We start from the raw sequence: 26,514 nt of genomic DNA, 5'->3' as shown, positions 1-26,514 counted from the left end.
TAGGTGCTTAATTAAATTATTTTGGCTCGATATTTGTCTTTAAAATTGATAAAAATGCTTCTTGTGGAACTTCGATTGTTCCTAGTTTTTTCATACGTTTTTTACCTTCTTTTTGTTTTTTAAGAAGCTTTTGACGACGTGTAACATCTCCACCATAAAGTTTTGCGGTAACATCTTTACGATATGCTTTAATTGTTTCTCTAGCAATAATTTTTCCACCAATTGTTGCTTGAACTGGAACTTCAAAGTTTTGTCTTGGAATAGCATCTTTTAATTTTTTACAAAGTTCTCTTGAACTTTCATATGCTTTATCTCTGTGTGTGATTATTGAAAAGGCATCAACTTTATCTCCGTTAAGTAAAATATCGACTTTAACAAGATCACTTTCACGGTATCCAATTCATTCATATTCGAATGAAGCGTAACCTTTTGTGCTCGATTTTAAACGATCAAAGAAATCAAAAATCGTTTCAGCTAACGGTAGTTCATAAACCACTCTTGAACGTTTAGCATCAATAGATTCAAGAGATTTGTAAATTCCTCTTTTATTTTGACAAAGCTCCATAACATTTCCAATATATTCGTTTGGAATAAAAATATTAGCTTCAATATAAGGTTCTTCAATTTTATCAATAAAAGTTCGGTCAGGAAGCATTGTTGGATTTGAAATTTTTTCTATATTTCCATTTGTCATATAAACTAAATATTCAACAGAAGGAGCTGTAGCAATGATCCCTACTTTATATTCTCTATCTAATCTTTCTTGGAGAATTTCCATGTGAAGTAGACCTAAAAATCCTACTCTAAATCCAAATCCTAGTGCTTTAGAAGTTTCTTGTTCTCATGTAATTGATGAGTCACTTAATGATATTTTTTCAAGGCTCTCTTTTAAAAGAGAATAATCTCTAGTGTCAATTGGATAAAAACCAGTGAAAACAACGGGCTTCATTTTTTTGTAACCAGCTAAAGGCTTGTCTGTTGGATTATTAGCAAGAGTAATTGTATCTCCAACGTGAACTTCTTTTGCATCACGTATAGCTGCAGAAACTCAACCAACTTCACCAGCTTCAAGACAATCTTTTTTAGTTTCGTGTGGATTTCTTACCCCAAGATCAATTACGTGATAATCTTGTTCTTCTTTTTTACGTGACATAAAAATGAATTTATCACCTGGTTTTAATTTACCTTCGAAGATTCTTACTAGCATAACTACACCACGATATGCATCAAAATAGCTATCAAAAATTAATGCTTTTAATGGTTTGTTGTCATCAGCATCACGCGGAGCAGGAATATATTTTACAATTGCATCTAGTAATTCATGAACACCCTGTCCTGTTTTAGCACTAACTAAAACAGCATTTTCTGTTGGAATTCCAATAACGTCTTCGATTTCTTGTTTTACTTCATCTACATTAGCACTAGGTAGATCAATTTTGTTTATTACTGGTATGATTTCTAAATTATTTTCTATTGCTAAATACACATTGGCTAATGTTTGAGCTTCAATACCTTGTGTTGCATCAACCAATAAAAGAGCACCTTCGCTTGCTGCTAACGAACGAGAAACTTCATAAGTAAAATCGACATGTCCAGGAGTATCAATTAAATGAAAAGTGTAATCTTTATATTTTAGTTGTACAGCATTTAATTTGATTGTAATCCCTCTTTCTTGTTCAAGATCCATTGAATCAAGAAACTGGTCTTTAAGTTCACGATTACTTACTGTTCCTGTGTATTCTAAAATACGGTCTGCTAAAGTGCTTTTACCGTGATCAATATGTGCAATAATGGAAAAATTTTTAATTTTATCTTTATTCATGTTTTAAATTATATTAGAAAAAGATTTCTTTTATTAGTTTTCTCAAATAAATAAGTTTATTTAATACTTTCTTGATAAGAATTCATTAAAATATTAAGAATAATATAAAATTAATTTTAAGTAGATTATGAACAAAAATTTAGCAAATGAAATTCGTCCAAAAACGATTGATGAAATCATTGGACAGCAACATCTTAAAGATCTTTTTAACCAAATTGTCAAAAATAAATTAGGAACTAATTTTATTTTCTATGGTGAAAGCGGAATTGGTAAAACTTCTAGTGCTATAGCGCTAGCTAATGATTTAGGTCTCAAGTATGATTATTTTAACGCAAGCGTTAATTCAAAAGCAGATTTAGTTAAGTTATTAGAAAATAATGAATTATTAATTATTGATGAAATTCATCGTCTTAATAAAGATAAGCAAGATATTTTACTTTCATATTTAGAATTTGACAAAATCACTGTTTATGCTACAACAACCGAAAATCCTTATTTTAAGGTGAATCCTGCTTTGCGAAGTAGAATGCAAATTCTACAATTTTATAAACTTACTGAAGAAGAATTAGTTGATGGACTTTCTAATGTTGCGACTAAATATTTTCCTAAACTTCAAATTTCAAAGGAAAGATTACTAGATTTAGCAAGATTTTCAGCAGGAGATTTTCGTTCAAGTATTAATAACTTGCAAATGCTTGCTTTTTTAGGTATTGACAAAGAAGTTTCAAAGGAAGATCTACGTAAAATAATACCTAATATTAATTTTTATAGTGATAGTTCAAAGGACTCACACTATGATAATTTATCTGCATTTCATAAATCACTTCGAGGAAGCGATGTTGATGCTTCTCTTTATTATGGTTTTTTAATTTTAAAATCAGGTGATATTGACGGACTTTTTCGTCGAATGCTTTGTGCATCATATGAAGATGTCGGTCTTGCTTCTCCAAGCGTAGCGCTTCGTACTGAAACAGCAATACGAAGTTATGAAAGGTTAGGTGAACCAGAAGGAAAATTAGCAATTGCAAATGCAATAATTGATATTTCTTTAGCTCCAAAATCTAATTCTGCATATTTAGCTTTAAATAGAGTTGAAGAAGTTATTAATTCAGGAAAAATTTATCAAATGCCGAAACATTTAAAGGATGCTCATTATTCATCCGCGCAAAAATTAGGGAATGGAATTGGCTATCTCTATCCGCATGATAATAAATCTACACATTTTGTCAAACAACAATATTTACCAAATGAATTAAAAGGTAAAAAGTTTTATCAGCCAGCGAATAATAAAGTAGAAATTTCTTACCAAAACTATTGAGAAAACATTAAGAAAGGATAATTATGAAATTTATTTTAGAAAACATTAATACTCTTGAAGATTTAAAACAAGCGAAAGCTAAAGCTTTTTCAAGCGAAGGTGAAATTTTTAAATTACAACAAGAATTAAAAAGCGCCCCTGCAACTGAGAAAAAAGTACTTGGCCAAAAAATTACACAACTTAAAAAAGAATATGAAGAATTTTTTAGTTTAGCAGAACAAAGAGTTTTTGATTTAGCCATCGAAAGAAAAATTGCTAATGAAAAAATCGATGTATCAAAACCCACATTAAAACCTGGTGCTTTACATCCAATTACAATCATCGAAGAAAGATTGAGAGATTGATTTTTTAACCATGGTTATTATGAACAAGAATCAGGTGAAATTGTTAGTGATTTATACAACTTTGCAAGATTAAATATTCCACAAGATCACCCGGCAAGAGCGATGCATGATTCGCTTTATATTAATGCAACTACTTTATTAAGAACTCACAACACTGGAATCACTGCTAAAGTTCTTGAAGATAACAAAAACGAAGAAATTTCAACTTTTGCAATTGGTAAAGTATATCGTAATGATGAAGATGATGCGACACACTCACATCAATTTACTCAAGTGGATTTTGTTTCTGTTGGAAATCATAGTTTTTCTAACTTAATTTGAACATTAAAATCACTTTTATCTTATGTTTTGGAAGATGAAGTTGAAATTCGTCTCCGTCCAAGCTATTTCCCATTTACTGAACCATCAGTTGAAGTTGATGTTTTTTATAAAAATAGATGAATTGAGATTTTAGGTGCTGGAATGTTACATCCAAATGTATTAAAAGCAGCAGGATACACAAATAATTTAAATGCTTTTGCAGCAGGATTAGGTATTGAAAGAATAACAATGATTAAGTATGGTTTTACAGATATTCGTGATTTATACCGTAACGATTTAAGAATAATGGAGCAATTTAACGATGAAAGATAGTTTTTTACAAATTTTACAAAAAGAAGGTAATAAAGAATATTTTGTGAAAATTCTTGATAGTTTAAAAACGGCTGAAAAAAATGGTGCAATCTACCCACATCAAATTGAAATGTTTAGACCATTAGAATTTTTCCAAGTAAACGAAACAAAAGTGGTAATTTTAGGACAAGATCCATATCACAGTCCTTTTGTTGCTGATGGTCTTGCTTTTAGTGCAAAACACACAAATAAAACGCCAGCAAGTTTAGCTAATCTTTTCAAGGAACTCAAAAAAGATTATCCTAAAACCAAAATTGAAACTAACGATTTAGCAGCTTGAGCAAAACAAGGTGTTCTTCTTATCAATATGGTTTGAACAGTAACTGAAGGAAAAGCTAATTCACACAAGAATTTTGGTTGACAAAAATTTACTTTAGCAATTTTGGAAGAAGTTAAAAATACCAATCCAAACGTTATTTTTGTTGCGCTTGGTAATGAAGCACAAAAATTTTTAAATAAAATTCATCCTAATCCAGATAATGTTATAGCACTCAGTCATCCAAGTCCATTAGGATATGCTAAATCATTAAAAGATGGTCAACTATTTTTACAAATTAATCAAAAACTTAAAAAACACAAAGAAAAACAAATTAAGTGAGATCTTGTTAAAGAGAAAGGAGCGAAATAATGGTTTTTTCATTAAATTATTTAAATACATTTTTTAAAAACAAAAAACTAAATGCTAAAGAAGTTGAAGTTGCATTAAATGAACTTGGAATTGAAGTTGAAGGCATTGAAGAATTTTCTGATGTAAAAGGTCTTTTATTTGCTAAAGTTTTAGAAGTTTTTCAAAATCCTAACTCTGATCGTCTTGATGTTGTTAAAGTAGAAACCAAACAAGGTGTTTTTCAAATACAGACTAATAATCGAATTTTAAAACCTGGAGATTTAACAATTTGTTTTCCCGTTGGTTCTTCAAAAGGTGAACAAGTTTTTGGTGAGGTAACCCTTAAAGGTGAAATCTCTCAAGGTATGATGGGAGCTCTTGCAGAAATTGGTTATAATTGAGAACTTTTAGAAGATCAAAATCAATTATTAGTTTTACCAAATGATTTTGCAACAATTGAAGATGATCCGATGGTTAAACTAGGACTTGACGATATTATGATTGAAACATCAGTTACAGCTAACCGTAATGATGCTAATTCATATTACGTTTTAGCTAAAGAATTAGCAAGTTTTTATGATTTAGAATTTACTTTTGATATCAAAAAAGTTCAAGATACATTTGTATCAAATTTAATTGTAAATTCAAATGATGCTGAAGAGTTAACTTTTTTAGAAGTTAAAGGTAATACTGAAAATTCTTTCGCTGAAAAATTATTACTTGCAAAGCATGGTATTTCTTCAAAATTTAGTTGAGCTGTTAATTTAACAAACCTTACTTTAATTAATTTTGGAGTTCCTACACATGTTTATGACCGCAACAAAATTGGTTCAAAAATCGAGGCATCTTACTACACAGGTAAAATAACTGTTTTAGGTGGCAAAGAAGTTGAAGTTAATGATGTTTTAGCAATTAAAGATGAAAATAAAGTTATTTCACTAGCGAGTGTGATGGGGCTTGAAGATACTAAAGCAGATTTAGCAACAAATGATTTTGCTTTTGAAATTGGTATTTTTAGTTCAAAAGATATTCGTCATGGTGCAAAGGAAATTAAGTTAAATTCAAACGCTTCTAACCAAGGTTCACGTAAAATTTCAAAAGAATTAGCTCATTTAGCTATGCTCTTTGTGCGTTCTTACTGTTCAAATTTAGAGCTTTCTCAAATTATTAATCCTATAATCATTGAACCAAAGCACAAAATTGCTTGAGACGAAAAGAAACTAACACAATATTCAAATATTACAAATCATCAAATTTTTGATGAAGCTAAACAAAAACTTACTAAATTAGGTTTCGAATTTAGCGATGACTATGTTTTAGTACCTAATTATCGTTATGATATTCAAATTTTTGAAGATATTATTGAAGAAATTTTTAGATTTTACTCATATGCAAATTTCCCTGCTTTACCAGTTAAAAACACACCTTTAAAAACACAAAAAAGAGATATGTTTAAGAAAATTTTAGCTCATAGCGGATTTTCTGAAGCACGTACTTTTTCGCTTGTTTCAAATGAAAAGAACTTTTTAAATCCTTTTAACTTTGATCAAAGTATTGCACTCTTAACTTTTGTTTCAAAAGAAAGAGAAGAAATTAGAAATTCAATTATCACTTCTTTAGCTGAAGTTGTGGAATATAACCAAAAAAGAAAAATGGAAAATATTAACCTTTTTGAAAAAGGTATGATTAACAACAATCACATGGTTTTTGGTTTTGCATCAACAACCAAAACATTTGATGAGCTAAAACAAGATATTGTTAATTTTACAAAACAAACTAATTTAAGTTTTGTGCCATTAACAAACAATCCACACATTCATCCAAATTGCTCTGCAAGAATCGAAAAAGACGGCAAAATGGTTGGATGAATAGGTAAAATACATCCAAAATACGACCAAACAAACGCTTTTTATGCAGAGATTTTAAAAGATGTAGTTTTAAAAGATTCAAACTTTGAAAAATTTGTTTCAATCGATAATACACCACTTAAAAGCATTGATTTAACATTTGAACTATCTTATGATGAATTAATTTCATCTTATATTGATGAAATTAAACAGACTGCTAACATTTTTGAAGTAAAACAATTAGATGATTATAAAAAAGCAGATACTCATAATGTAACAATTAGAGTTTATGCCGATGATGAAAATATTCAAAAATTAATTGCTAAATACAATTAGTTTTTTAAGGAGCACAATATGTACAAAAAAATAGAATTAGCAGACAAAATTTTACAAGATGCAATTAACAATGAATTAAAAAGACAAGAAGATCATATTGAATTAATTGCTAGTGAAAACTACGTTTCAGAGGATGTTCTTAAAGCACAAGGAAGTGTTTTAACAAATAAATATGGTGAAGGATATCCAGGAAAAAGATATTACGGTAGTTGTGAAAATGTTGATATTGTCGAACAAGCTGCAATTGATCGCTTAAAACTCATTTTTGGCGTTAAATATGCTAATGTTCAACCATATTCTGGAAGTGTTGCAAATGCAGCAGCAATAGCTAGCGTTGTACCTAGTGGTGGTAAAATTATGGGACTTTCATTAAGTTCTGGTGGCCACTTAACTCACGGGTATAAAATTAGTTTTAGTGGGATTTTTTATAATTCAATCACTTACGAACTTAATCATGAAGGATATTTAGATTATGATGCTATCGAAAAACAAGCACTTGAAGAAAAGCCAGATTTAATTATTTGTGGTTATTCAGCTTATTCAAGAACAATTGATTTTGCTCGTTTTAAAGAAATAGCAGACAAATCAGGTGCTAAATTAATGGCTGATATAGCTCACATTGCAGGTCTTATTGCAGCTGGTGTTCACCCTAGCCCTGTTGGTTATGCAGATATCATTACTTCAACAACACACAAAACTCTTCGTGGAGGTAGAGGTGGAATCATCATGACTAATGATGAGGAAATTGCGAAAAAAATGAACCGTTGAGTTTTTCCTGGTTATCAAGGTGGACCACTTTTTCATGCTATTGCAGGAAAAGCAGTTGCTTTCTATGAAACATTAACACCAATGTTTAAAGAATATGGTGCTAAAATTGTTTCAAACGCAAAGAAATTTTGTGAAGCTTTTCAAGATAAAGGTGTCAAAATTATTAGTGGCGGAACTGATAATCACCTTTTCATGATTAATGTTTTAGATTCTTATAAAATAAATGGAAAACAAGCAGAAACAATCTTGGAAAAAATTAACATTACAATTAATAAAAACACAATCCCTTTTGATACCTTAAGTCCAACTCTTGCAAGTGGAATTAGATTAGGAACTGCAGCAATGACAAGTAGAGATTTTGATCAATGAGATGAACTTGCTGAAATTATTCATTACACTTTATCTAATTGCGAAAGATTAGAGCAAGATAAAGAAGAAGCTAATTTAGAATTAATCAAATTAAAAGAAAAAGTTTTAAACTTAACTTCTAAATATCCAATCAAAAAATCTTATTTATAATTTTAAAAAAAGGAACTAATATGAAAAAAATTACAATTGGCGGTAATCCTATTACTTTAATTGGTAATAATGTTCAAATAGGACAAAAAGCACCTGATTTTAAAGCGTTAAAATCAAATTTAGAAGAATTCAAATTAAGTGATCATTTTGGTAAGGTAATAATTTTAACTTCTTTCCCTTCAATTGATACAGGAATTTGCGCATTACAAACCAAAAGATTTAATCAAGAAATTGGAAACTTTAAAGATAAAGCTTTACTAGTTACAATTTCAAATGATTTACCTTTTGCTCTTGATCGATATTGTGCTGCTGAAGGTATTACTAACGCAATAACACTTTCAGATCATAGACTTACAGATTTTGGTCTAAAATACGGTTTACTAATTGAAGAATTAAGACTACTTGGAAGAAGTGTCTTTGTAATTGATCAAAATGGCAAAATCTCTTATCAAGAAATTCTTGATGAAATTAAGCAAGAACCTAACTATGAACCTGCACTTGAAGTGGTAAGAAACTTAATAAAATAAGAATAAACTAGGACACGAAATATGGACACAACCATATTTCGTGTTTTTATATATTTATGAGTTATTATCCTGAGTTTCCCTGAGTTTCCAAGTTAGACCTCAAAAAAATGAGGTCTAACTTGGAAACTCAGGTTAAGAAAGCAAAAGGTAACTAATACAAAAAAACAAGCCTAAAAAGCTTGTTTTTTTGTTTTGTGAACACAATTCCGGTTTAAGTGATTCTTTTTTCATTTGTATAGTTTTTATATTTTTCATTATCAACATAATAGCGGTTTCTTTTGTCGATAAAAAATATCATTTCTTTATTTAGTTTTTCTTTTGGTATTTTATTATATATTTCATCTATATCTTTCGCTCTTCTATTTACTTTAATTTGAATTTCGCCTTTTTCGTTGTAAGAAAATACATTCGAATCAAATAGTGCATGAGTATTTTTATCCATATCTAGTAAATTATTTTTATTTGCTATTTCATCTAATCTTCTATATGCATTTTCTTCAAAAGAATTTATTTTTTGTTTAAAAACAGAATTACTTAAATTTATAGCTTTATTACTTATAAAATAAGAATTATAAAAATCATTTAAATTATCTTCAAGTTCTTTTTGTGTTTTTTGTACAGGATATATGTGTGCTCTTTCAAAAAGAATTTTGTCTCATTCTTTATGAAAAACATTAGGTTTATATTTTTGATTTTTATTTCTTAACTTTTTTACTTTCTTTCTTACGTTTAGACAAAAACTAGTAAAGTAGCTAGACTTTTTCAGTCAATTTTGATATTTAATCATTATTTTTTGTGTTATTTCTTTTCTTTCCATCTTTGCTTCTGTTAAAAAAGCATTAAAAATTTCATGATAAATTGAATTATTATTTTCACCAGAAAGCATAAACTCAATAAATGACGAATTTGAGATTTCTTGACTTTTTAATTTTTCTTTTTTCTTTTTTTTTAGCTTGATATTTTTTTCTATTAACAAATCTACTATGTTTGATATAAAACATTTAATTAAAGGATTTATATCATCAGAATCTATTCTCATTTCAGCCGCATTAGGATTAGATATTTTACCTCCTGGATTGCGGCCTGTGATAATTCCTGAAATATTATTAAATGTAGACTTATCAGAATTTTCAAAAAATCATTGATTAGCAATTTTGAGTTCTTCTTTAGTTAATGTGACAATTTCTTTATCTTTTAAGTTCTTTCTTTCTTTTTGCTTAAATTTTTGTTCAGAAGCATTTTTGTTTAAATATTCAAAAAGTGATTTTCTCATTTTATTGAGTGTTTTATTTTTTCATTTTGGTGTTTGGCATAAATCTATTTGTAAATTTTCAAAATAAGGGTACCAAAAGACTATAAACTTTTGTTTGTTTCGAATAAATAGATTAAGTTTAAATTTAAATTCCATTTTCTTCTTTTTATAAGTTGCTAATATAGGTACGACCACTCTTGTGACATCCATATCATCGTTTTCTTCTTTTCAATCTCACAAATAAAAATTTATATATTTTTTGCTCATATTAACTTTCTTTTTGAATATTAATTGAGCTTAAAATACTTAAAAAAAGATTTTCAAGAACTTCGACAGATATTGAATTACCACAGGTGAAAATCATTTTATTTTTAGGAATTAGATTTGTTTCTTTGACCTTTTTAGCAACTTTTTTGTCAAAACCCATATATTGATATGATTGTATTTCATCTATATAACGAACTTTTTTGTGATTTTGATAATAAAACTTTAATCTGCTATTTGCTCCACTAGCAGTTAGAGTAGGACCAATACCTTTTGGTAAATAAACATAATTTTCCGAATTAAAACTTGTATAGTTTGGAATAAATGCTTTAAAAATTCCATTTTTAGTTTTTGAGAATTTAATTTTTTGATCTAATTCCAAAATAGTTTTTTCTTCAATTTCAGATAGTTTTAATATTCTTGTTAATTTGTTGTTATTTTTTGTTTCTTTTTTTGCAGGAAACTCGAATTTTTTGTGCTTGCCTAAAAATGAGACACAAAAAACTCTTTCTCTATTTTGTGCCGAACCATAGTCAGATGAATTTATAACCTTGTAATAAGATTTATACCCCAATTCATTTAAAACATCAATTCATTTTTCGAAATCGTTAATAAATTTTTTTGTTATTAATGCTTTTACATTTTCAAGTAATAGAACTTTTGGTAAATTGTCTTTGTTTTGCTTCAGTATCCTTTCAACTTCTAAAAGTAAACCACTTCTTGTTTCTGGTGATATTCCTCTTTGTTTCCCTTGTTGTGATAAATCTTGACAAGGAAATGAATATTTTAATATATCTATATTACGTGGTAATTTAGTGATTTGCTTAATATCGGTGAAGTTCTCTCTCTCTCTCTCTCCACTATTTTTATATTTAAAATTAAAATAATCCATATTTATAAAAGAGTACAAATAAGGAAAAATCTTTCTTAACTTATCCTCTCTTATTTTTAAAAAATAATTTTTAGAAACTTGATTTTTACTATCAGAACTGAATGTAAAATCTTTTAGTAAATTGTGCATTTCTTCTTTGGTGAAATCAGTTTCTGGTGTTAATTCTCCATAATGAATGATCATATAAGATATTATTGCATCTATATAAAACTCACATGCACCTAAAGAAATTGGTTGAAAGTTTTTTGCAATCTTTTTTAATGCATAAAATTGACTACCAATTCCTGCGAACAATTCATAAATTCTAACTTCTTTTTTCATCATACTTATTATTTTAACGCGCTAAAAATTTTTAAAAAGTATATAAAACAAAACTATAACTTTAATTTAAGAAGATTAAAATTAAAATCACATTTAAATATAATTTAGATATAATCTGAATTATTGTTTTGGACTTTTTTAATTCAAAAAAAACTCACAAAAAGAAGCTTTTATGCTCTGTTTTAAGCATTTTTTCCACATACTTTTAAATTAAAACTTAAGGTATTTAATTATTTTTCGTTTTTGATATAATAAACACATGAATGAAATAAATTTAAAGAGAAAGGAATCTCAAATTCAACAGTTAGTTGCAAATATCCTAGCTACAGATTTACAAAACGTAAACGTTATTGACCCTGTTGTGATGGATGTGAAACTAACTAACGATTTATCCCATTTGAAGGTTTTTGTTAATTTATCAGGAAATAACCAAAAAGGAATTATCGCCCTAAATAATTCTGCAGGTTATATACGGAAAATTTTAGCTAAATCTTTAAATTGGAGAAAAGTTCCAGAAGTTCATTTTTTACTAGATGAAGTGAGCCAGACTGGTAGTCGAATAGACGAAATTTTAAGAGAAATTAAAGCTGACCAAAAATAAAAAATTTCAATCTTAAAAAAAGTTTTCTTATTTAAAAAAGAAAAACACTCACTGCAATTTTTAATTGTCAGTACTGACCAAAAAATATTATTCATGGAATAAAAATGGTATTATCCCATGGAAATTTGATATCAAAATATTTATTTTAAATAAATAACCATAATATAAACAAACAAAATAAATTAAAAATATTTTTTAATTTAATACTAAACAAAACTTTTACCCAAAAGGAAAGGAAAAAAATGACTAAAAAAAGTAAATATTTACTTTTAGGTGTTGCAGGTCTTTTAGTAGGTACTGCTGTGGTTGCTATACCGGTTGCTACAACAGCAAATGCCAAAGCTAAAGAAGCGCAAGAAAGAAACGAAGCTATTGTTGACCTTAACAACGTTGTTACATCTGCAGAAGTAGTAAAAAGTCAAGTTGACAATTTCTACGCAAATCCTGCTGAATTTAATGGATGAGTTGTAAAAGAATATAACAATCTTTCAATTTACGAAAAACCAAGCAACGTTAAAGAAGCATCTGATGCATTATCAAAACTTCTTGAAGATGCAAAACTTTCAGTATTAAGCGATGATTTAACAAAAGAAGATTACGCTAAACAAGCTGAACAAATTAAAGAAGCAGAAGTTGCTTTAAACAATGCTCACAAAAACAACATTGCTGAACTTACAAAGGGAGTTAATGAACTTTCAGAATTCATTAATTCATTAACTGAAGCTGCTCAAAACACAAAAAATGTTAAAGATGCAAAAAGAGCTATTACTGCAACATTAAGTGCTTTAAGCTCAGAAGGACAACCAAGTGATTCAGAACTTAGAAACACTACTCCAATCATTACAACTCCAGTTCAAACACAAAGCATTTTAATTATTTTAGCAAAAGGATTAATTAGCTCAACAGGTGAACTAAACCAAGCAGTATTAAACTTCTTTAACAAGGACGTTGAAGAAAAAGATAGACCATTATTAGTTGGTGCTGCTAACTTAACTGTAGATTCATCATTCAACCCTGAAGCTTTAAAAGCACGTTACGCTACATCTTCAGTTCAAGAAAATGGAACTTCAACACAAGTTTCAGATATTTTTGGAAGATTATTTACATCATACAAAAATGCATATGCTTTAGTAGATTCTGAAACATACAATGAAGTTGTATATCTTGAAAACTTATTAAGAGATGCTGCTCTTCCAGCTAAAGTTAAAGAACTTGCAGAAAACTTAAAAGCTGCACAAGCTGCTAAAGATACTGTTAACAACCAATTAAAAGCAAGCCGTGTTGCATACACAAACAAAAAAGCTGATTTAGTTAAATACATCGACCTTGTTGTATTTGATGATCAAGAAGTTATGTTTGATGTTCTTACTCCAACAGAACAAGACGCAAACAAAACAACTCCTACATGAGCTAGAACATACACAGCTGCTGAAATTGCTAAATTACAAGAAAAAGTGTTCCAAAATAATGAACAAGATTCTCTTGCAACTGAATGAGCAAACAAAATTACAGCAAACTTATATGATCAACAACTTCCAGTATTAGATCAAGTTAAAGCAAACGATGACTTTGCTCTTCAAAGAAGATTCTACAAAAGAGCTGTTGAACATGCTAAAAAACTTGTTAACAAACAAACTGTTGATTCTGATGTTCAAGCATCATATGAAACTGTTGAAAATTCAGCTGATTTAATTACTGCATTAGAAAATGCTGTTCAAGCTGCTCAAGGTGCAGTTGAAGAAGTTGAAGAAGCCCAAAGAACAACAGCTACATACCAAAGTGCTAAAGATGCTATTAATTCTGCTGTTTCTACATTTGTCAACTCAATGAAAGCTGCAGCTGTTGCTAAATACGAAGAAGTTGTTGAAACAATTAAATCACACAAAGCTTTATATGAAAAAATTCAAGCTTTAATTCTTTCATACAACAAAGCTTCTAATATTCAACTTGTTGAAGACTTTGAAAATTTACTTGCTTTAAGTAGATTTGAAAAAGATATTTTAGAAAATCTTTACTTTACACCAACAGATCTTTTCCCTGGTGCTTCAGATGATTTCAAAAATCTTGTTGCTCTTAAAGATCAACTTAAAGTTTCTTCATCTAACTTAACAGAAAAAGATAAAAAAGAATTACTTGCTAAAGCAGTTGCTCAATATGCTGTTGCTGCTCAATTACAAAACAATTTTGATAAAGGTGCAGTAGCAACAACTGAAGGTGCTTCTGATATTCCTGCATTTGGACTTGTAAATACTCTTGAAGTTGCAAGATTATTAGACTTCCTTAAAGCAGATACAGAAAAATTAAGCGCATACAGTAACGGTTTAGATGAAAAAGCTAAAAAAGCAATCGAAAGCTTTGTTACAAAAGTTTCTTCAGATAAAACAAATTATGTTAATGCAGTTCCTGCAGAATTATTTGAAACAGAAGAAGAACAAAATGCTCTTAAAGCCCTTAAGGATGCTTTAAACAAAGTATTTGAAGCTCCAGTTTCATTAAATAAACCTGCTGCTGAAGGACAACCTGCAACAACAAGAAACAACTATGAATTAGCTGAAGATATCTATGATAAAGCAAGTGCTGCATTAGATGCATATGGATACTTCGAATACGCAATTGAAAAACAAAAAGTTGCAAAAGAAATTGCTGCATTAGGTGAAAACTGATCAGATGTTCCTTCAACAGCTGTTCATGAAAATGTTAAAGCTTCAGGATACCTTGCAAATGGTGTTGTTGAAGGATACTCACCAAAAGCCAACCTTTCAACTGCTTTAAATGATGCTCGTGCATTAATTATCGGAATTGTTAGAACAGCTGATGAAGTTCCTGCTACTGCTGATTCTACAAACAAATTCCAACCTGTTTTAGATGTATTAGCTAACCTTGCAGAAGGAACAGATCACGCTCAAGAAAAACACGAAATCATTTATCCAGCATACAAAAAAGCAGTTGAAAAACTTCAAGTTGCTATAAATGACAAACGTGTTGATAATGCTAGATATGAATATGAATTAGCTATTTGAAATACAGATCATTTAATTCCTATTTATGAATCATACAAACTTTATGATGCTAAAGGTGTTCTTGCACAAGGAATTGAATTATCAAAAGAAGCAATTAAATTTACTGACAAAACAACATTAGATGAAAAAATTGCTGCATATCAAAAAGCTAAAAAACTTGTTGAAGAATATGTTATCAGAGCAAATACTGCTTCATACTATGACTTACAAACAAACAAAGAAAATACTATTAAGTTAATTGATATTAAGTCATATGAGATTAAAAAATTAGAAGTTATCAAAAAACCTGCCGCTATTCTTTTAGAACAAGTTAGAGCTGTAGATAAAATTTCAGCTGAATTAGCAAAACAAAAAGCTGACAAAGTTAAAGAAAAAGAACAAAAACAACAAGCTAGAAATCAAGTTCAAGATCCAAAATCTTCACAAGCAAAAACACTTGATGCTGAAATCAAGTCATTAGATGACAAAATTTCTGTAATTGATAAATTTGAAGCAAACAAAACTGCTTTAGCTTTACCTACTGTAGTAGAAATTCAAAATCTTTTATCAACATATGATAATGCAGATACAGCTACAACAACAGAAAACTTCAAAACAGGTAAATCATATCAACTTAAATCACAAAAATTAGAAGAGTTAGTACGTAACTTACAAACACAAAATCCTGCGTTATTAAGCTCAACAGATGCTAACTATGTATCATTAACACAACCAAGCTCACAAGATATCACAGATGCTATTGCTAAAATCAATGAACTTCAAGCAATTAAAGATACATTACACGCTCGTTTCAAATTACAAAGAAATACACAAGCTTTATTAGTAGGAGTATTAAAACCAGCTTTTGCTACTGAAGCAAAATTAAAAGACACATCTACAGTTTATACAAATGCTGATTTTGTTGAAAAAGACAAAGGTGCTGATATTCTTGGTGATGAAAAAGGTGATGTAAGAGACTTGCTTAAATTTGATATTGAAGCTCTTGGTACACTTAATGATCAAAAAGAACTTTCAAAACAATTGGCGAAAGATTTAGAAGTTGCAAAAGTACAAACTGAAACAGGTGCTATTTATGATGCTTTATTAAGACCTGCTAGAGAAAGTTACCAAAATGCTCTTGCAGAACTTAAAGCTTACCAAGCAGAATTAGCTAAATCTTCACAATATGATGAAATTGTAAACCACATCTCAACTGTATTAGAAGGAATGAGAGAATATGACGTTTACAACGAAACATTTGCAAACTTTGTAAATGATGCTAAAGAATTACAAGCAGAATTATTATTAGCTAAATACAAACGTGCTAAAAAAGATTATGAAGTTCAAAAAGATTCTAGTCTTCAAAACAAACCAACCGATAATGGGGGTGCTGCTTTAATTGATAAAGCTGTTGCTGTTGCTGAAGCAAAACTTCACGCACTTCTTGCAAAACACATTCTTGAAGCTAAAAAAGTTGAAGAAGCTAATAAACAAGCTCTTGAAACTGCAGTTAAAGCTCTTGAAACTGAACTTAAAAACCCAGAAAGCACAAAAGAAACTCTTGAACAAAAAACAACTGAACTTAAGACTGAACTTGCAAAAATCACAAATGCTACATTAGAAGATGTAAATAAACTTGCAGGTAATAAATTCCAAAACTTTGCATATGGTCTATCGAAAGAAGTTCCTGGATTAATTCCTACATTTGAATTACAAACAAAAGAACTTAGAAATGCTATTTTAGATGCTAAAGTCGCTGCTGCTGTAAATGAACTTAATGCTAAAATTGCATTCTTTGAAAGAACAATCGAAACTCCTACTGTAGAAACATCTAAATTAACAGATGATACAGAAGCAGAAAAAGCTAAATTCGAAATCGGTTTATTATTAGACCAAAAAGTTGCTGTTCAAAACCTTATTCAACAAACTAAAGATCAATTAGATGCTTATAGAGAAGCTGCATTAGCTGCTGCTGATCAAAGAACAGCTGAAGAAGCATACAACAATGCTAAAGTTAAAGAATTAACATTTGCATTAGCTCAAAAGAAATATGAATTCTATGTAAAAAGATTCAATTCAATGAACAAACTTCTTGCTTCATTCACTAAAGCTAAAGAAGATGGAACTGGAAACGAATCATTTGAAACTATTTTTGCAAACGCTTTAAAACCAATTAATGAAGCATTAGCCGCAAAAATGAACAAAAATGCAGATGATACATATGCACAATCTGTAGATGAAAGAATTTCTGCTAATGAAACTGCAGCTAAAGGTTACTACGATGCATACATTAAAGTATCTAATGATATTATGACTTCTGTAAATCAATACATCAAAAATAACAATCTTGATGTTGAAAGATTTGCAAAAGACATTGAAAAATACTCAAATGGAAATCCTAACCAAGAAAAATTTGTTACAACAAGTGGAAAAACATTAACATTCACAAGTATTGATGAGTTCTTAAATGCTCTTAGAGATGCTAACTTATCTGTTTATGACAATACACTTCCAATGTTATTTATTTCAAATAATGTTGCAGTTGAAGATAATGCTGCAAAAGCTGATTACAATGACAAACCAGAAGTTAAAAAATTAATTGAAAAATACTCAAGTTTATACACAAAATCTATTGGTAAACCTGCTCAAGGTGAACAACACACTTGAACAATTGTTCAAAACAGAGATAGAAGACTTCAATTATTAAGTATTATCGAAGCAATTGAAAACTACTACATTAAAAATGATGCAACAAAAATAACAGATGAAGTAGAGGTTCAAAAACTTCAATCAGAACTTGATGAACTTAGAACAATGTTATTTACAGCTCAATATGATATGAATATGGTAAACTTCTCATACCCAGGCTCAAATGGTGAAATGAAAAATACCATGATTCCTAATGTTACAAGAAATGACGTTAAAGTTGTTAGAGAAAGACTTGAAAGACTTGCTGATATTCTTGAAAGAAAAGAAGATTACAATGCTGCCTTTTCTGCTCTTAAAGCTCAAGAACCATGAAGTCAAGAAACAAAAGATGAAGTTGAACAAATTAAAGCTAAAGTCGCTGCAGCTGATGAAAATCCAAATGTAGCAGAAGCTATTAAAGTTTACAACGAACAAATTAAAGCTCTTCAAGTTCTTGCTGCAAAAGAAGAAAATGCTAGAGCTAAAGAAGCTGCAAAACAAACAATTGGATTAATTAATGTTCTTACTTCAAGTAAGGTCGCAGTTGACAATGCTGATTCAGAAGTAGTAGAAGGTATTTATGCTGCGTATACTCCAACTGATAAGTCAGCAACTAACTTCTTAGCAAGATGAAATGCTTCAGAATCACAAAATGGTGCTAATAAACATGACATTGACTCTAGTCATCCAAAATATAATTCATCAACATCTAATAGAGCAGATAAAAACAAATTATCTAATGCTGAGGAAGTTGCTGCACTTCAAGAACTTGTAAATACAACTGCTACAACTAAAGAAGCTATTGCAAAACAAACTGCTCAAATTAAAAGTATTAATAAAACAGTTCAAGATGCAATGAAAGAATACAATGATTCAATTAAAACTCAAGTAGAAGCTCAAATCGAATCTGATAAACAACAAATCAAATCTTCAAAAGCTAAATTACAAGATCCAGCTGCACAATTACCAGAAAAAACTACTGCTGCAAAAACAATTGAAACAAATACAAAACACGTTGCTAAATTATCATTAGTTCTTGGATTTGTTTCTGAAGCAGAACAAAATAAAGTTAAAGAAGAAATTAATAAATTACCAGAAGCTAACCGTGGAGCTATGTTAGAAAAATACAATGAAGTTCTTACTACTCAATCAGACACAGCCAACGCAATGCTTAATAATTTAAAAGACTTTTTAACAGAACTTGACGCTGCTGTTAAAGCTGCACAAGCTTAATAATAAATAATTAAAAACATTTAAATAAATAGATCACCAGCTATTTATTTATCAAACAAAAAGACAATAAAATGAAAAACTAAAAATACCTAGTTCACCAGCTAGGTATTTTCTTTTTTTTGTTTTTTAAATTAAGTTTTTTGAATATAATAATAAAGCTTAATTGCATCAAGAGTATGGTAGCCCAACAGCGATGACCATTGCCAACCTGCGTTTGTAAGGTGGAAGTTAAGGATTAGTTTGTTTAAATTAATTAACATGCATTTTTATCCTAAAACTCTCCGATGTATAAGTAGAGAGGAATTATTATGAGAAAATTATTTACTAGTGAATCTGTAGGTAGAGGTCACCCCGATAAATTATGTGACCAATTATCAGATGCTATTTTAGATGAATATATGCGTTTAGATCCGCACGCGAAAGTTGCGATTGAAGCAATGGCAAGTGGACATAACATTTTCATTGGTGGAGAAGTTAGTTCCATTGTTGAAGTTGATGTTATTGAAATTGCCAAAAATATCTTAAAAGAGCTTGGTTATTATTCTACTCGCACAAGCTTTCAAACTGATATTAAAATTCAAAGTCCTGATATTGCGATGGGAGTAGATCGCGGTGAAGAAATTGGAGCAGGTGATCAAGGTTTAATGTTTGGTTATGCTACAAATGAAACACCAGAATATATGCCTCTTGCTATTACATTAGCTCATGAGCTTGTTAAATTAGCTGAGGAACTTCGTATTTCAAATCAATTTAAATGAGCAAAACCTGATATGAAAAGTCAAGTGACTTTAGACTATACAGATCCAAATAATGTTAGTGTCGATACAGTATTATTAAGTATTCAACATTCAGAGCAATTTGATGAAGCAATCTTTAAAAACTTTATTAAAGAACAGATTGTTAAACCTGTTTTGGAAAAATATAATTTAGCTATGCCAAATCGTATTTTGATTAACCCAACAGGAAAATTTGTTATAGGTGGACCAACAAGTGATACAGGTCTTACTGGTAGAAAAATTATTGTAGATACTTACGGTGGAGCAGCACGTCATGGTGGTGGTGCATTTAGCGGTAAAGATGCTACTAAAGTAGATCGTTCTGCTGCTTATGCTGCTAGATGAATTGCTAAAAACATAGTAGCCGCAAAGCTTGCTGATCGTTGTGAAATACAAATCGCTTACTCTATTGGTATTGCTGAGCCTGTTTCTGTCATGGTCGAAACTTTTGGAACAGAAAAAGTAGATAAAGAGCTTATCGAAAAAGCTGTAATGGATGTGTTTTGTTTAACCCCTAAAGGAATTATTGAATCACTTGATTTAAGAAAACCAATTTATTTTAATACCTCATACTATGGACATTTTGGAAGAAATGATCTTAAATTATCATGAGAAAAATTAGATAAAGTAGACGCTTTACAAAACGAAATTAAAAAGTACCTTGGAAATTAATTGTCATGGCACATGAAATTTCTTGTGGTGTAATTGTTTTTCGGCAATTTAAAAAACAACTCAAAGTTCTTTTGATTCATCAACTGAATAATCTTTGATCATTCCCAAAAGGACATTTAGAAAAAGGTGAAACATACAAAGAAGCTGCACTACGTGAAGTAAAAGAGGAAACAAATTTAAGTATGATAACACTTTTAGATTATCCTGCTTTTCAAGATAGTTATATTTTGCCTAACAAAAATACGAAAGATGTTTACTTTTATATTGGAATTTCTAAAGATAACAAATTACCAAAATATTTAGCTTCGGAACTTCATAGTGCAAAATTTTACCCAATTCAAAGAGCTATGAATATTTTGACATTTGAAAAACATAAGAAAATGCTCAAAGAAGCACATAAGGAATATTTGTTAAATCAGAAAAGAAAATAGAGAAAGCCAAAAATGGCTTTTTTCTTTATATTTATGATGTTTTTGCTTATTTTTTTTGAATAAAAAATTAAAATATTAATATATAAAAAAGCATAAAAAGGAGGGGTTATGAGTGAAATTAGTCAAAATAAAATTGATTTAATAGAATTGCGTAAACAAGAAATTAAACATGCTATTTTATTAGCTCAAAACGATCAAGAAAAGCAAGTTTACGAAGCTAAACAAAAAGAGTTAGTCTGATATAAAAAGGAGCTTTTTCTAAATATTTTAGGAGCATTAGGTGCTATTTTTTTAATTGTGATTTTATTTGTAGTATCTTTTGTTATTTCAAAAATATAGAAGAAAGATAAATATGCAACTAAACACAATTATTATAATCTTGCTTTTATCACTCAGTTTAATTCTTTTACTTTTATTTTTAGTTTTAGGAATTTTAATTTGACCTTACTTAAATAATTTTTTTAGTAATAAGTTTCGCAAAAGTAAATACGATCAATTGGGCAAAAGTAGTCAAGTAAGACTTATTAACCAACTTAGAGAAAGTGTTGAATATTTTTCAAAACACAGAATAGGTGCTTTAATCACAATTGAAAATAGTGAAAATCTTGATAATTTACGAACAGATGGGGTTATTTTAAATGCAAATATTTCGAGCGCATTACTTATAGCTATCTTTAATAAAAACTCTCCGTTACATGATGGGGCTGTGGTTATTCGTGATAACAAGATCTATTACGCTGCAACATTTTACAAAATTACAAAGAGAAGTATTGAAAACAACTACGGTTCACGTCACCGTGCTGCATTGGGTATTTCTGAACAATCAGATGCTACTACTATTGTTGTATCAGAGGAAAATGGATCAGTTAAAATCATCAAAGGTTCAAACATTCATAACGTTCGTATCGAAGAGTTCCAAGAACAATTAATTAAGTATTTGAAAGAGTAATATTATATGGAATTCATGGAAACAAAAATTGATTCTTTAGTTACTTTACTTAAAGAATCAGTTGAGAAAAAACAGGTTAAACCTGTTCGTGAACTTGAAGAAGATAATACTCATGCGGATTTCGCAGAAGCAATGGAACAACTTGATATTTCGGAACAACTTTATGTTTTAAGAGTGCTTAAAACAGCTGAAGCTGCAGAAATTTTTGCTTATTTGGATGATGAAACTAAAACAAGCTTGGCTCTATCTTTTAAAGAAGACTGAGGAATTAAGATTTTAAACGAGCTGCAAACGGATGAGCTTGCAGACGTTTTAGAAGAATTACCTGTTAATTTAATGCGTAAAATACTTTTAACAACTGACGAAGAAACTCGCAACAAGATTAATGCTATTTTACAATATAATGAAAATCAAATCGGAAGCATTATGACTGTTGATATTTCGATTATCAAATCCGAATGAACAGTTAAAAAAGCCTTAAGACAAATTAAAAAAGATTATAAAGATAATAAAAATGAATTTGGTCACAATTTTTACGTCACAAACGAACAAGGACAATTACTTGGTGATATCACACTTGAAGAGCTTGTCTTTTCTAATGATGATGAACTTGTAGAAGATTTATATAGCGTTGTAGCTTCTGTTAAACCTGAAGATGACAAAGAAGATGCTGCTATTGTTTTCTCGGAACAAGACCGTTCAACCTTACCTGTTGTCTCGAAAGAAAATTATTTAATCGGTATGATTACATCAGATGATGTAATTGATGTTCTTCAGGAACAAGCAACAGAAGATATGTATAAACTTGCCGGAATTAACCCAGAAGCAGCTGAAGAGTCATATTTAAAAACTAGTGTTATGCAAATTGTTAAATCAAGGGTTTTTTGACTTTTGATTTTAATGATTTCATCTACCTTAAGTCAATTTATTATTCAACAATTTACTTCTATTTCTGAAACTGTTATAAATAGCTTTTCAATTACTGTGTCATCAGCAATTATAGTTGGATTAATTCCAATTATCTCTGGTTCGGCAGGAAATGCAGGAAGCCAAAGTTCAACTACAATTACTAGAGCCTCTGCTTTAGGAGAGATTGACAACAATGATTTACGCAAAGTTATTGCTAAAGAACTTAAAGTAGGAAGTGTAATCGGTATAATAATGTTTGTAGCCAATGTCTTGCGGCTTTATCTTTATTTTTTAATTCCTGGCTTTAGAGAAGAAGCGGGATGACTTGAACTTTCGTTTATTATAATAGCAAGCTCAATGTCGCTCTTTTTGGTGGTTGTTTTTGCAAAGCTTTTAGGAACAATTATTCCGCTTGTAGCAATTAGATTTAAAAAAGATCCAGCAGTTATGTCTGCACCAATTTTAGCTACTTTAAGTGATGCTCTTTCTACTTTAATTTTCTTTGCGTTAAATTTACTTGTTTTATTTATTGCTTGAAAATGTGGAATTATCGGGAATCACGCAGTTATTGCGTCATAAAATTTACCAAAATTAAGGAGTTTAAACATGGATAAAAAAGAACTTACAGTAGCTGATCTTGAAAAACTAAAATTGCTTGCAGAAGAGCTTTTACGTTTAAAACAAGATGTTAAAGAATTGAATGCAATGATTAAAGATATAATTAAAGATACAGAAGTAGCTTTTAATGAACCGCTAGCTGAAGGTGGGAGAATTACTTATGAACTAATTGCTCCAAAACCAAGAATAGATTACCCTTCATATAGTCAATATTTGTTCACTTTACTTAATCGTGGTGAACAACTTACAAAAGAGGAAATGGAACTAGTGATTGAACAATTTGTAGTTCACAAAGATCCTAAATGAAAACTTACAATTAAGAAATAGGAGAATTATGATATTTAAAAATACTTTACTTTTAGATGATAACACAACTAGCTCTGCTAGTGGTCTTATGAGTCCAATTATTCTTTATGCAACACTTGGTGTACTTGTTTTAATCATTGTAATTTTCTTTCTTTATAGTTGAATTAAAGAAAAAAGAACCAAAAGTCAAATTCGTAAAGCAACATATGAATTGCAAAAAGAAACAGCTATTTATTTATTCGAACTTAGCCACAAGATGCTTGCTTTATTAGATGAAAATACTAAAGCACAAGACGAGTTTATTCCAAGTGTTGGAAAATATAAAATGCCACAACTCAACCAAGCAGCAAAAGAAATTATTGAAGAAGAAATTAAAAGTCCACGTTTTCAAGCGTGTTTTAAAGAAACCGAAAAACATAATTCTTATGTCCAAACAATTTTTGAAATTAAAGATACAAATAGTAACCTTTGAGATAAACATTTACCTCATTTAAGAGATTATTTTGCAAAAACAATTGAAGATGCAAATAACGAAATTAAATTTCTTGATGAGAAATCGCCATTAGAAACTAAAAATCCAGATCGAATTAAAGAAGATTTAATTATTGAATATAAGGAAAGATTAGAGCAAAATGCAAAAAACTAAATTGAATTTGCCAAATAAATTAACTCTTTTAAGATTAATTCTTGTCTTACCACTTTTGGTTTTAGTAACATTTAGTATTAATTTCTACCATTTGAATGGTTGAAGAGGTTATAATTCTACAATTATTGGAATCTTAAACTTGTTTATTTTAATTATTTTTATTGGAGCAATGATCACTGATTATTTTGATGGTAAAATAGCACGCGAACGCAACTTGGTAACTGATTTTGGCAAACTTTGAGATCCTATTGCTGACAAAGTTATTACCAACATCGTGTTAATTTATTTAGCTATTATTCACTTTGTACCGGTTCCTATTTTATTTATTTTCATTTTAAGAGATTTAATTGTTGCTGGTTTTAGAAACATTATGTCTAAACATAACGTAGGTGTTGAAGCTGATTTTACAGGAAAACTCAAAACTTTACTATTAAGTATCGGGATTGTAGTTACCCTTTTTTTAGGAACAATTTTAAAAATGACAATCAAAGCTTTTTCTGTTAATCTTTTTTATGATTATATAATTTCAATTTTAGTTTCATTCCCTATTACTATAGCTGCTTTTTTAAGTATTTATTCAGGTTATATTTACTACAAAAAAGCAAAACCGTTTATTCTTACAAAATAATTCGCCAAAATACAAAATTAATTTTAAAAATACGACATGCAAGGTTAATTGATTAATTAATCTCCATGCCGTATTTTTTATAATTCATCATTTAAAAGAAATTCAAAAAGACCCATGTATATTATTCCGTTTTGATCTATTCTGGTTTTTGAATAGTTTTTTACAATTACTATTTTTTTGAAAAAATCATTTAAAGCAAGTAAAGATTTAGTTTCTTGTTGTAATTTTGCTGGATCATCTAAATTTAAAGCGGATTGAATGTAGATTTTTTGATTATGTTTTTCAGCAACAAAATCAATTTCAAGTTGTTTATATTCTTGTTCAGTTCTATGTATTACTACACCTACATCAACATTGTAGCCTCTAATTCTTAATTCATTAAAAATTATATTTTCCATTAAGTGATTTTCTTCATTTTGTCTAAAATTTATTCTGACATTTCTAAGCCCAGCATCAACGAAATAATATTTTGATAAATTTCTAAGTGAGCGAACAGTTTAAGCCAACAAGACAAAAGCAAGTCCTAAAAGGGGCTTGCTTTTCATTTTCTACGAAAGGAGAATAATTCAAATTGAAATACTCCACAAGAGAGCTTTTGGAGTTTGGTTATTCGCAAGAAGAAACTTTTGAAACACAATCAAAAATTGATACTGCTCAAAAAATCAAAGAAAGCATAAAAAGTAAATTTACTTCTGTTGAAATTGAGCAATTATTAAAAGAATTCAAAGAAAGTCCAAACTTTTTAATAAATGAAGAAGCTTTGGTTAATTTAAAAAATAAACAATTGCTTATCGCTCTTTTGATTTTTCACCAGATTTCAAAAAACGGAAGCATTAATTGTTATGACTTTTACAAGAAATTCAATTTTACAAAAGACGAATTTTATAAAACTCTAAAAAAGATTGAAGCTCATTCGAAGCAAATCAAAATTATTAGAGAAAGAATTACAAACAAAAACAAAAAAGGAACTTTTAGAATTTCATTCAAAAAGACAAAAAGCAAATATACACCTACCACAAGAAAATTTATTAAATTTAATGAATTTAACCAAATTGCTTTATGTCTGCTTTTGAATGGTAAGAATTTTGTTTCTTTTTTGAGAATAATGAAAACAAAATACTGAAATAATAAAGATTTTGTTTTCAAGTGTGATAGAAATTTCTTAAACGAAGCTAAATTGAAAAAAGCTCATTCTAAACAAAGCTTTTTATCACGTGTAAGGAGTTTTACAAAAATTACAAATTCATTTATCAAAATGAAGCAATTTAGAGCTTGAAAGTTTTTTAAATTTATCAATTCATTAGTGCGTGATGCTGTTGATTTTTGAAAAATAGAGTACGACAAACTTTGTAAAACTCCAAAGACAACCAGATATGTAAATTTAAATTCATTGTTCTTCATTTATAAAAACAATTTTATTAAGCAATTTCTTTAAAGTGTGGGACTTATAGAATGTGTATTTTAAAAAATTGAGAAAAATTGTTTTCAAAAAACACCTAAAAACATACTTTTCTTCAATCATTTTTTATAAGTATAAAAATTCAAACACAAAGAATGTGTAAGGGACTA

21 protein-coding genes are annotated in these 26,514 nt (G+C 29.2%); 17 read left to right on the top strand and 4 right to left on the bottom strand.

The features are described from left to right. Positions 1-16: 16 nt before the first annotated feature. Entirely contained in the window at positions 17-1,822 is a 1,806-nt protein-coding gene (gene lepA, locus EXC46_RS02760) for a translation elongation factor 4 (protein ID WP_027333593.1), read from the bottom strand. Positions 1,823-1,949: 127 nt separating this feature from the next. On the opposite strand from lepA, the gene EXC46_RS02755 reads away from it, so the two are divergent. Genes EXC46_RS02755 through tpx form a run of 6 tightly spaced genes read left to right on the top strand, consistent with a single transcriptional unit; the run spans position 1,950 to position 8,760 of the window. Continuing rightward, complete coding sequence (locus EXC46_RS02755; protein ID WP_044888883.1) at positions 1,950-3,161, top strand: replication-associated recombination protein A; 1,212 nt, start codon at positions 1,950-1,952, stop codon at positions 3,159-3,161. Between the two features lie 2 nt (positions 3,162-3,163). Beyond that, positions 3,164-4,117: a phenylalanine--tRNA ligase subunit alpha gene (gene pheS / locus EXC46_RS02750; RefSeq protein ID WP_027333591.1), complete on the top strand. Its 954-nt coding sequence runs from the start codon at positions 3,164-3,166 to the stop codon at positions 4,115-4,117. After that, entirely contained in the window at positions 4,107-4,784 is a 678-nt protein-coding gene (locus EXC46_RS02745; RefSeq protein ID WP_027333590.1) for a uracil-DNA glycosylase, read from the top strand. The genes pheS and EXC46_RS02745 overlap by 11 nt, the downstream gene beginning before the upstream one ends. Then, on the top strand, positions 4,784-6,946 hold the full coding sequence (locus EXC46_RS02740) for a phenylalanine--tRNA ligase subunit beta (protein ID WP_027333589.1): 2,163 nt from the start codon (positions 4,784-4,786) through the stop codon (positions 6,944-6,946). Before EXC46_RS02745 ends, EXC46_RS02740 begins: the two co-directional genes overlap by 1 nt. An 18-nt stretch (positions 6,947-6,964) precedes the next feature. Continuing rightward, positions 6,965-8,233 carry a serine hydroxymethyltransferase gene (glyA, locus tag EXC46_RS02735; protein ID WP_027333588.1) on the top strand — a complete coding sequence of 423 codons (1,269 nt, stop codon included), beginning with the start codon at positions 6,965-6,967 and terminating at the stop codon, positions 8,231-8,233. Between the two features lie 20 nt (positions 8,234-8,253). Next, positions 8,254-8,760, top strand: coding sequence for a thiol peroxidase (gene tpx / locus EXC46_RS02730; RefSeq protein WP_027333587.1), 507 nt, complete (start codon positions 8,254-8,256; stop codon positions 8,758-8,760). 211 nt (positions 8,761-8,971) lie between these two features. Here tpx and EXC46_RS02725 read toward each other — a convergent pair whose 3' ends face one another. Then, a complete protein-coding gene (locus EXC46_RS02725) occupies positions 8,972-10,279 on the bottom strand; it encodes an MAG4270 family putative restriction endonuclease (RefSeq protein ID WP_027333586.1) in 1,308 nt (435 codons plus the stop codon). A 1-nt stretch (position 10,280) separates the two neighbouring features. Continuing rightward, a complete protein-coding gene (gene dcm_N, locus EXC46_RS02720; RefSeq protein ID WP_223211555.1) occupies positions 10,281-11,492 on the bottom strand; it encodes a DNA (cytosine-5-)-methyltransferase N-terminal subunit in 1,212 nt (403 codons plus the stop codon). A gap of 256 nt (positions 11,493-11,748) precedes the next feature. Between dcm_N and rbfA the strand changes: the two genes are divergently transcribed. From rbfA to pgsA, 10 genes are all read left to right on the top strand, one after another. Next, complete coding sequence (gene rbfA, locus EXC46_RS02715) at positions 11,749-12,090, top strand: 30S ribosome-binding factor RbfA (protein ID WP_027333584.1); 342 nt, start codon at positions 11,749-11,751, stop codon at positions 12,088-12,090. Positions 12,091-12,332: 242 nt separating this feature from the next. After that, positions 12,333-19,010: a coiled-coil domain-containing protein gene (locus tag EXC46_RS02710; protein WP_027333583.1), complete on the top strand. Its 6,678-nt coding sequence runs from the start codon at positions 12,333-12,335 to the stop codon at positions 19,008-19,010. A gap of 308 nt (positions 19,011-19,318) precedes the next feature. Next, positions 19,319-20,458 (top strand): methionine adenosyltransferase, encoded by a 1,140-nt coding sequence (gene metK / locus EXC46_RS02705; protein WP_027333582.1) that lies wholly within the window; start codon positions 19,319-19,321, stop codon positions 20,456-20,458. Positions 20,459-20,463: 5 nt separating this feature from the next. Then, the gene (locus EXC46_RS02700) at positions 20,464-20,889 is read left to right on the top strand and encodes an NUDIX domain-containing protein (protein WP_027333581.1); all 426 of its coding nucleotides are present in this window, start codon (positions 20,464-20,466) and stop codon (positions 20,887-20,889) included. A 108-nt stretch (positions 20,890-20,997) separates the two neighbouring features. Next, complete coding sequence (locus tag EXC46_RS02695; protein WP_052353011.1) at positions 20,998-21,228, top strand: hypothetical protein; 231 nt, start codon at positions 20,998-21,000, stop codon at positions 21,226-21,228. Positions 21,229-21,241: 13 nt separating this feature from the next. Then, positions 21,242-21,838 carry a diadenylate cyclase gene (locus tag EXC46_RS02690; protein ID WP_027333580.1) on the top strand — a complete coding sequence of 199 codons (597 nt, stop codon included), beginning with the start codon at positions 21,242-21,244 and terminating at the stop codon, positions 21,836-21,838. A 6-nt stretch (positions 21,839-21,844) separates the two neighbouring features. Then, positions 21,845-23,326: a magnesium transporter gene (gene mgtE, locus EXC46_RS02685; protein ID WP_223211554.1), complete on the top strand. Its 1,482-nt coding sequence runs from the start codon at positions 21,845-21,847 to the stop codon at positions 23,324-23,326. Between the two features lie 27 nt (positions 23,327-23,353). Beyond that, the gene (locus EXC46_RS02680) at positions 23,354-23,692 is read left to right on the top strand and encodes a hypothetical protein (RefSeq protein ID WP_027333579.1); all 339 of its coding nucleotides are present in this window, start codon (positions 23,354-23,356) and stop codon (positions 23,690-23,692) included. 7 nt (positions 23,693-23,699) lie between these two features. Further along, positions 23,700-24,317, top strand: coding sequence for an MHJ_0274 family protein (locus EXC46_RS02675; RefSeq protein WP_027333578.1), 618 nt, complete (start codon positions 23,700-23,702; stop codon positions 24,315-24,317). Further along, on the top strand, positions 24,304-24,945 hold the full coding sequence (pgsA, locus tag EXC46_RS02670; protein WP_044888881.1) for a CDP-diacylglycerol--glycerol-3-phosphate 3-phosphatidyltransferase: 642 nt from the start codon (positions 24,304-24,306) through the stop codon (positions 24,943-24,945). Before EXC46_RS02675 ends, pgsA begins: the two co-directional genes overlap by 14 nt. Positions 24,946-25,022: 77 nt before the next feature. Here the strand turns inward: pgsA and EXC46_RS02665 are convergent, their stop codons facing one another. After that, on the bottom strand, positions 25,023-25,421 hold the full coding sequence (locus tag EXC46_RS02665; RefSeq protein ID WP_084262944.1) for a DUF4143 domain-containing protein: 399 nt from the start codon (positions 25,419-25,421) through the stop codon (positions 25,023-25,025). Positions 25,422-25,516: 95 nt separating this feature from the next. On the opposite strand from EXC46_RS02665, the gene EXC46_RS02660 reads away from it, so the two are divergent. Next, on the top strand, positions 25,517-26,380 hold the full coding sequence (locus tag EXC46_RS02660) for a hypothetical protein (RefSeq protein ID WP_129622175.1): 864 nt from the start codon (positions 25,517-25,519) through the stop codon (positions 26,378-26,380). The last annotated feature ends 134 nt before the right edge of the window (positions 26,381-26,514 follow it).

It is taken from the genome of Mycoplasmopsis glycophila, from assembly GCF_900660605.1.
Taxonomy (GTDB): domain Bacteria; phylum Bacillota_I; class Bacilli_A; order Mycoplasmatales; family Metamycoplasmataceae; genus Mycoplasmopsis; species Mycoplasmopsis glycophila.
The sequence above is the reverse complement of the archived record's forward strand: the minus strand, read 5'-3'. Positions and strand labels throughout refer to the sequence as shown.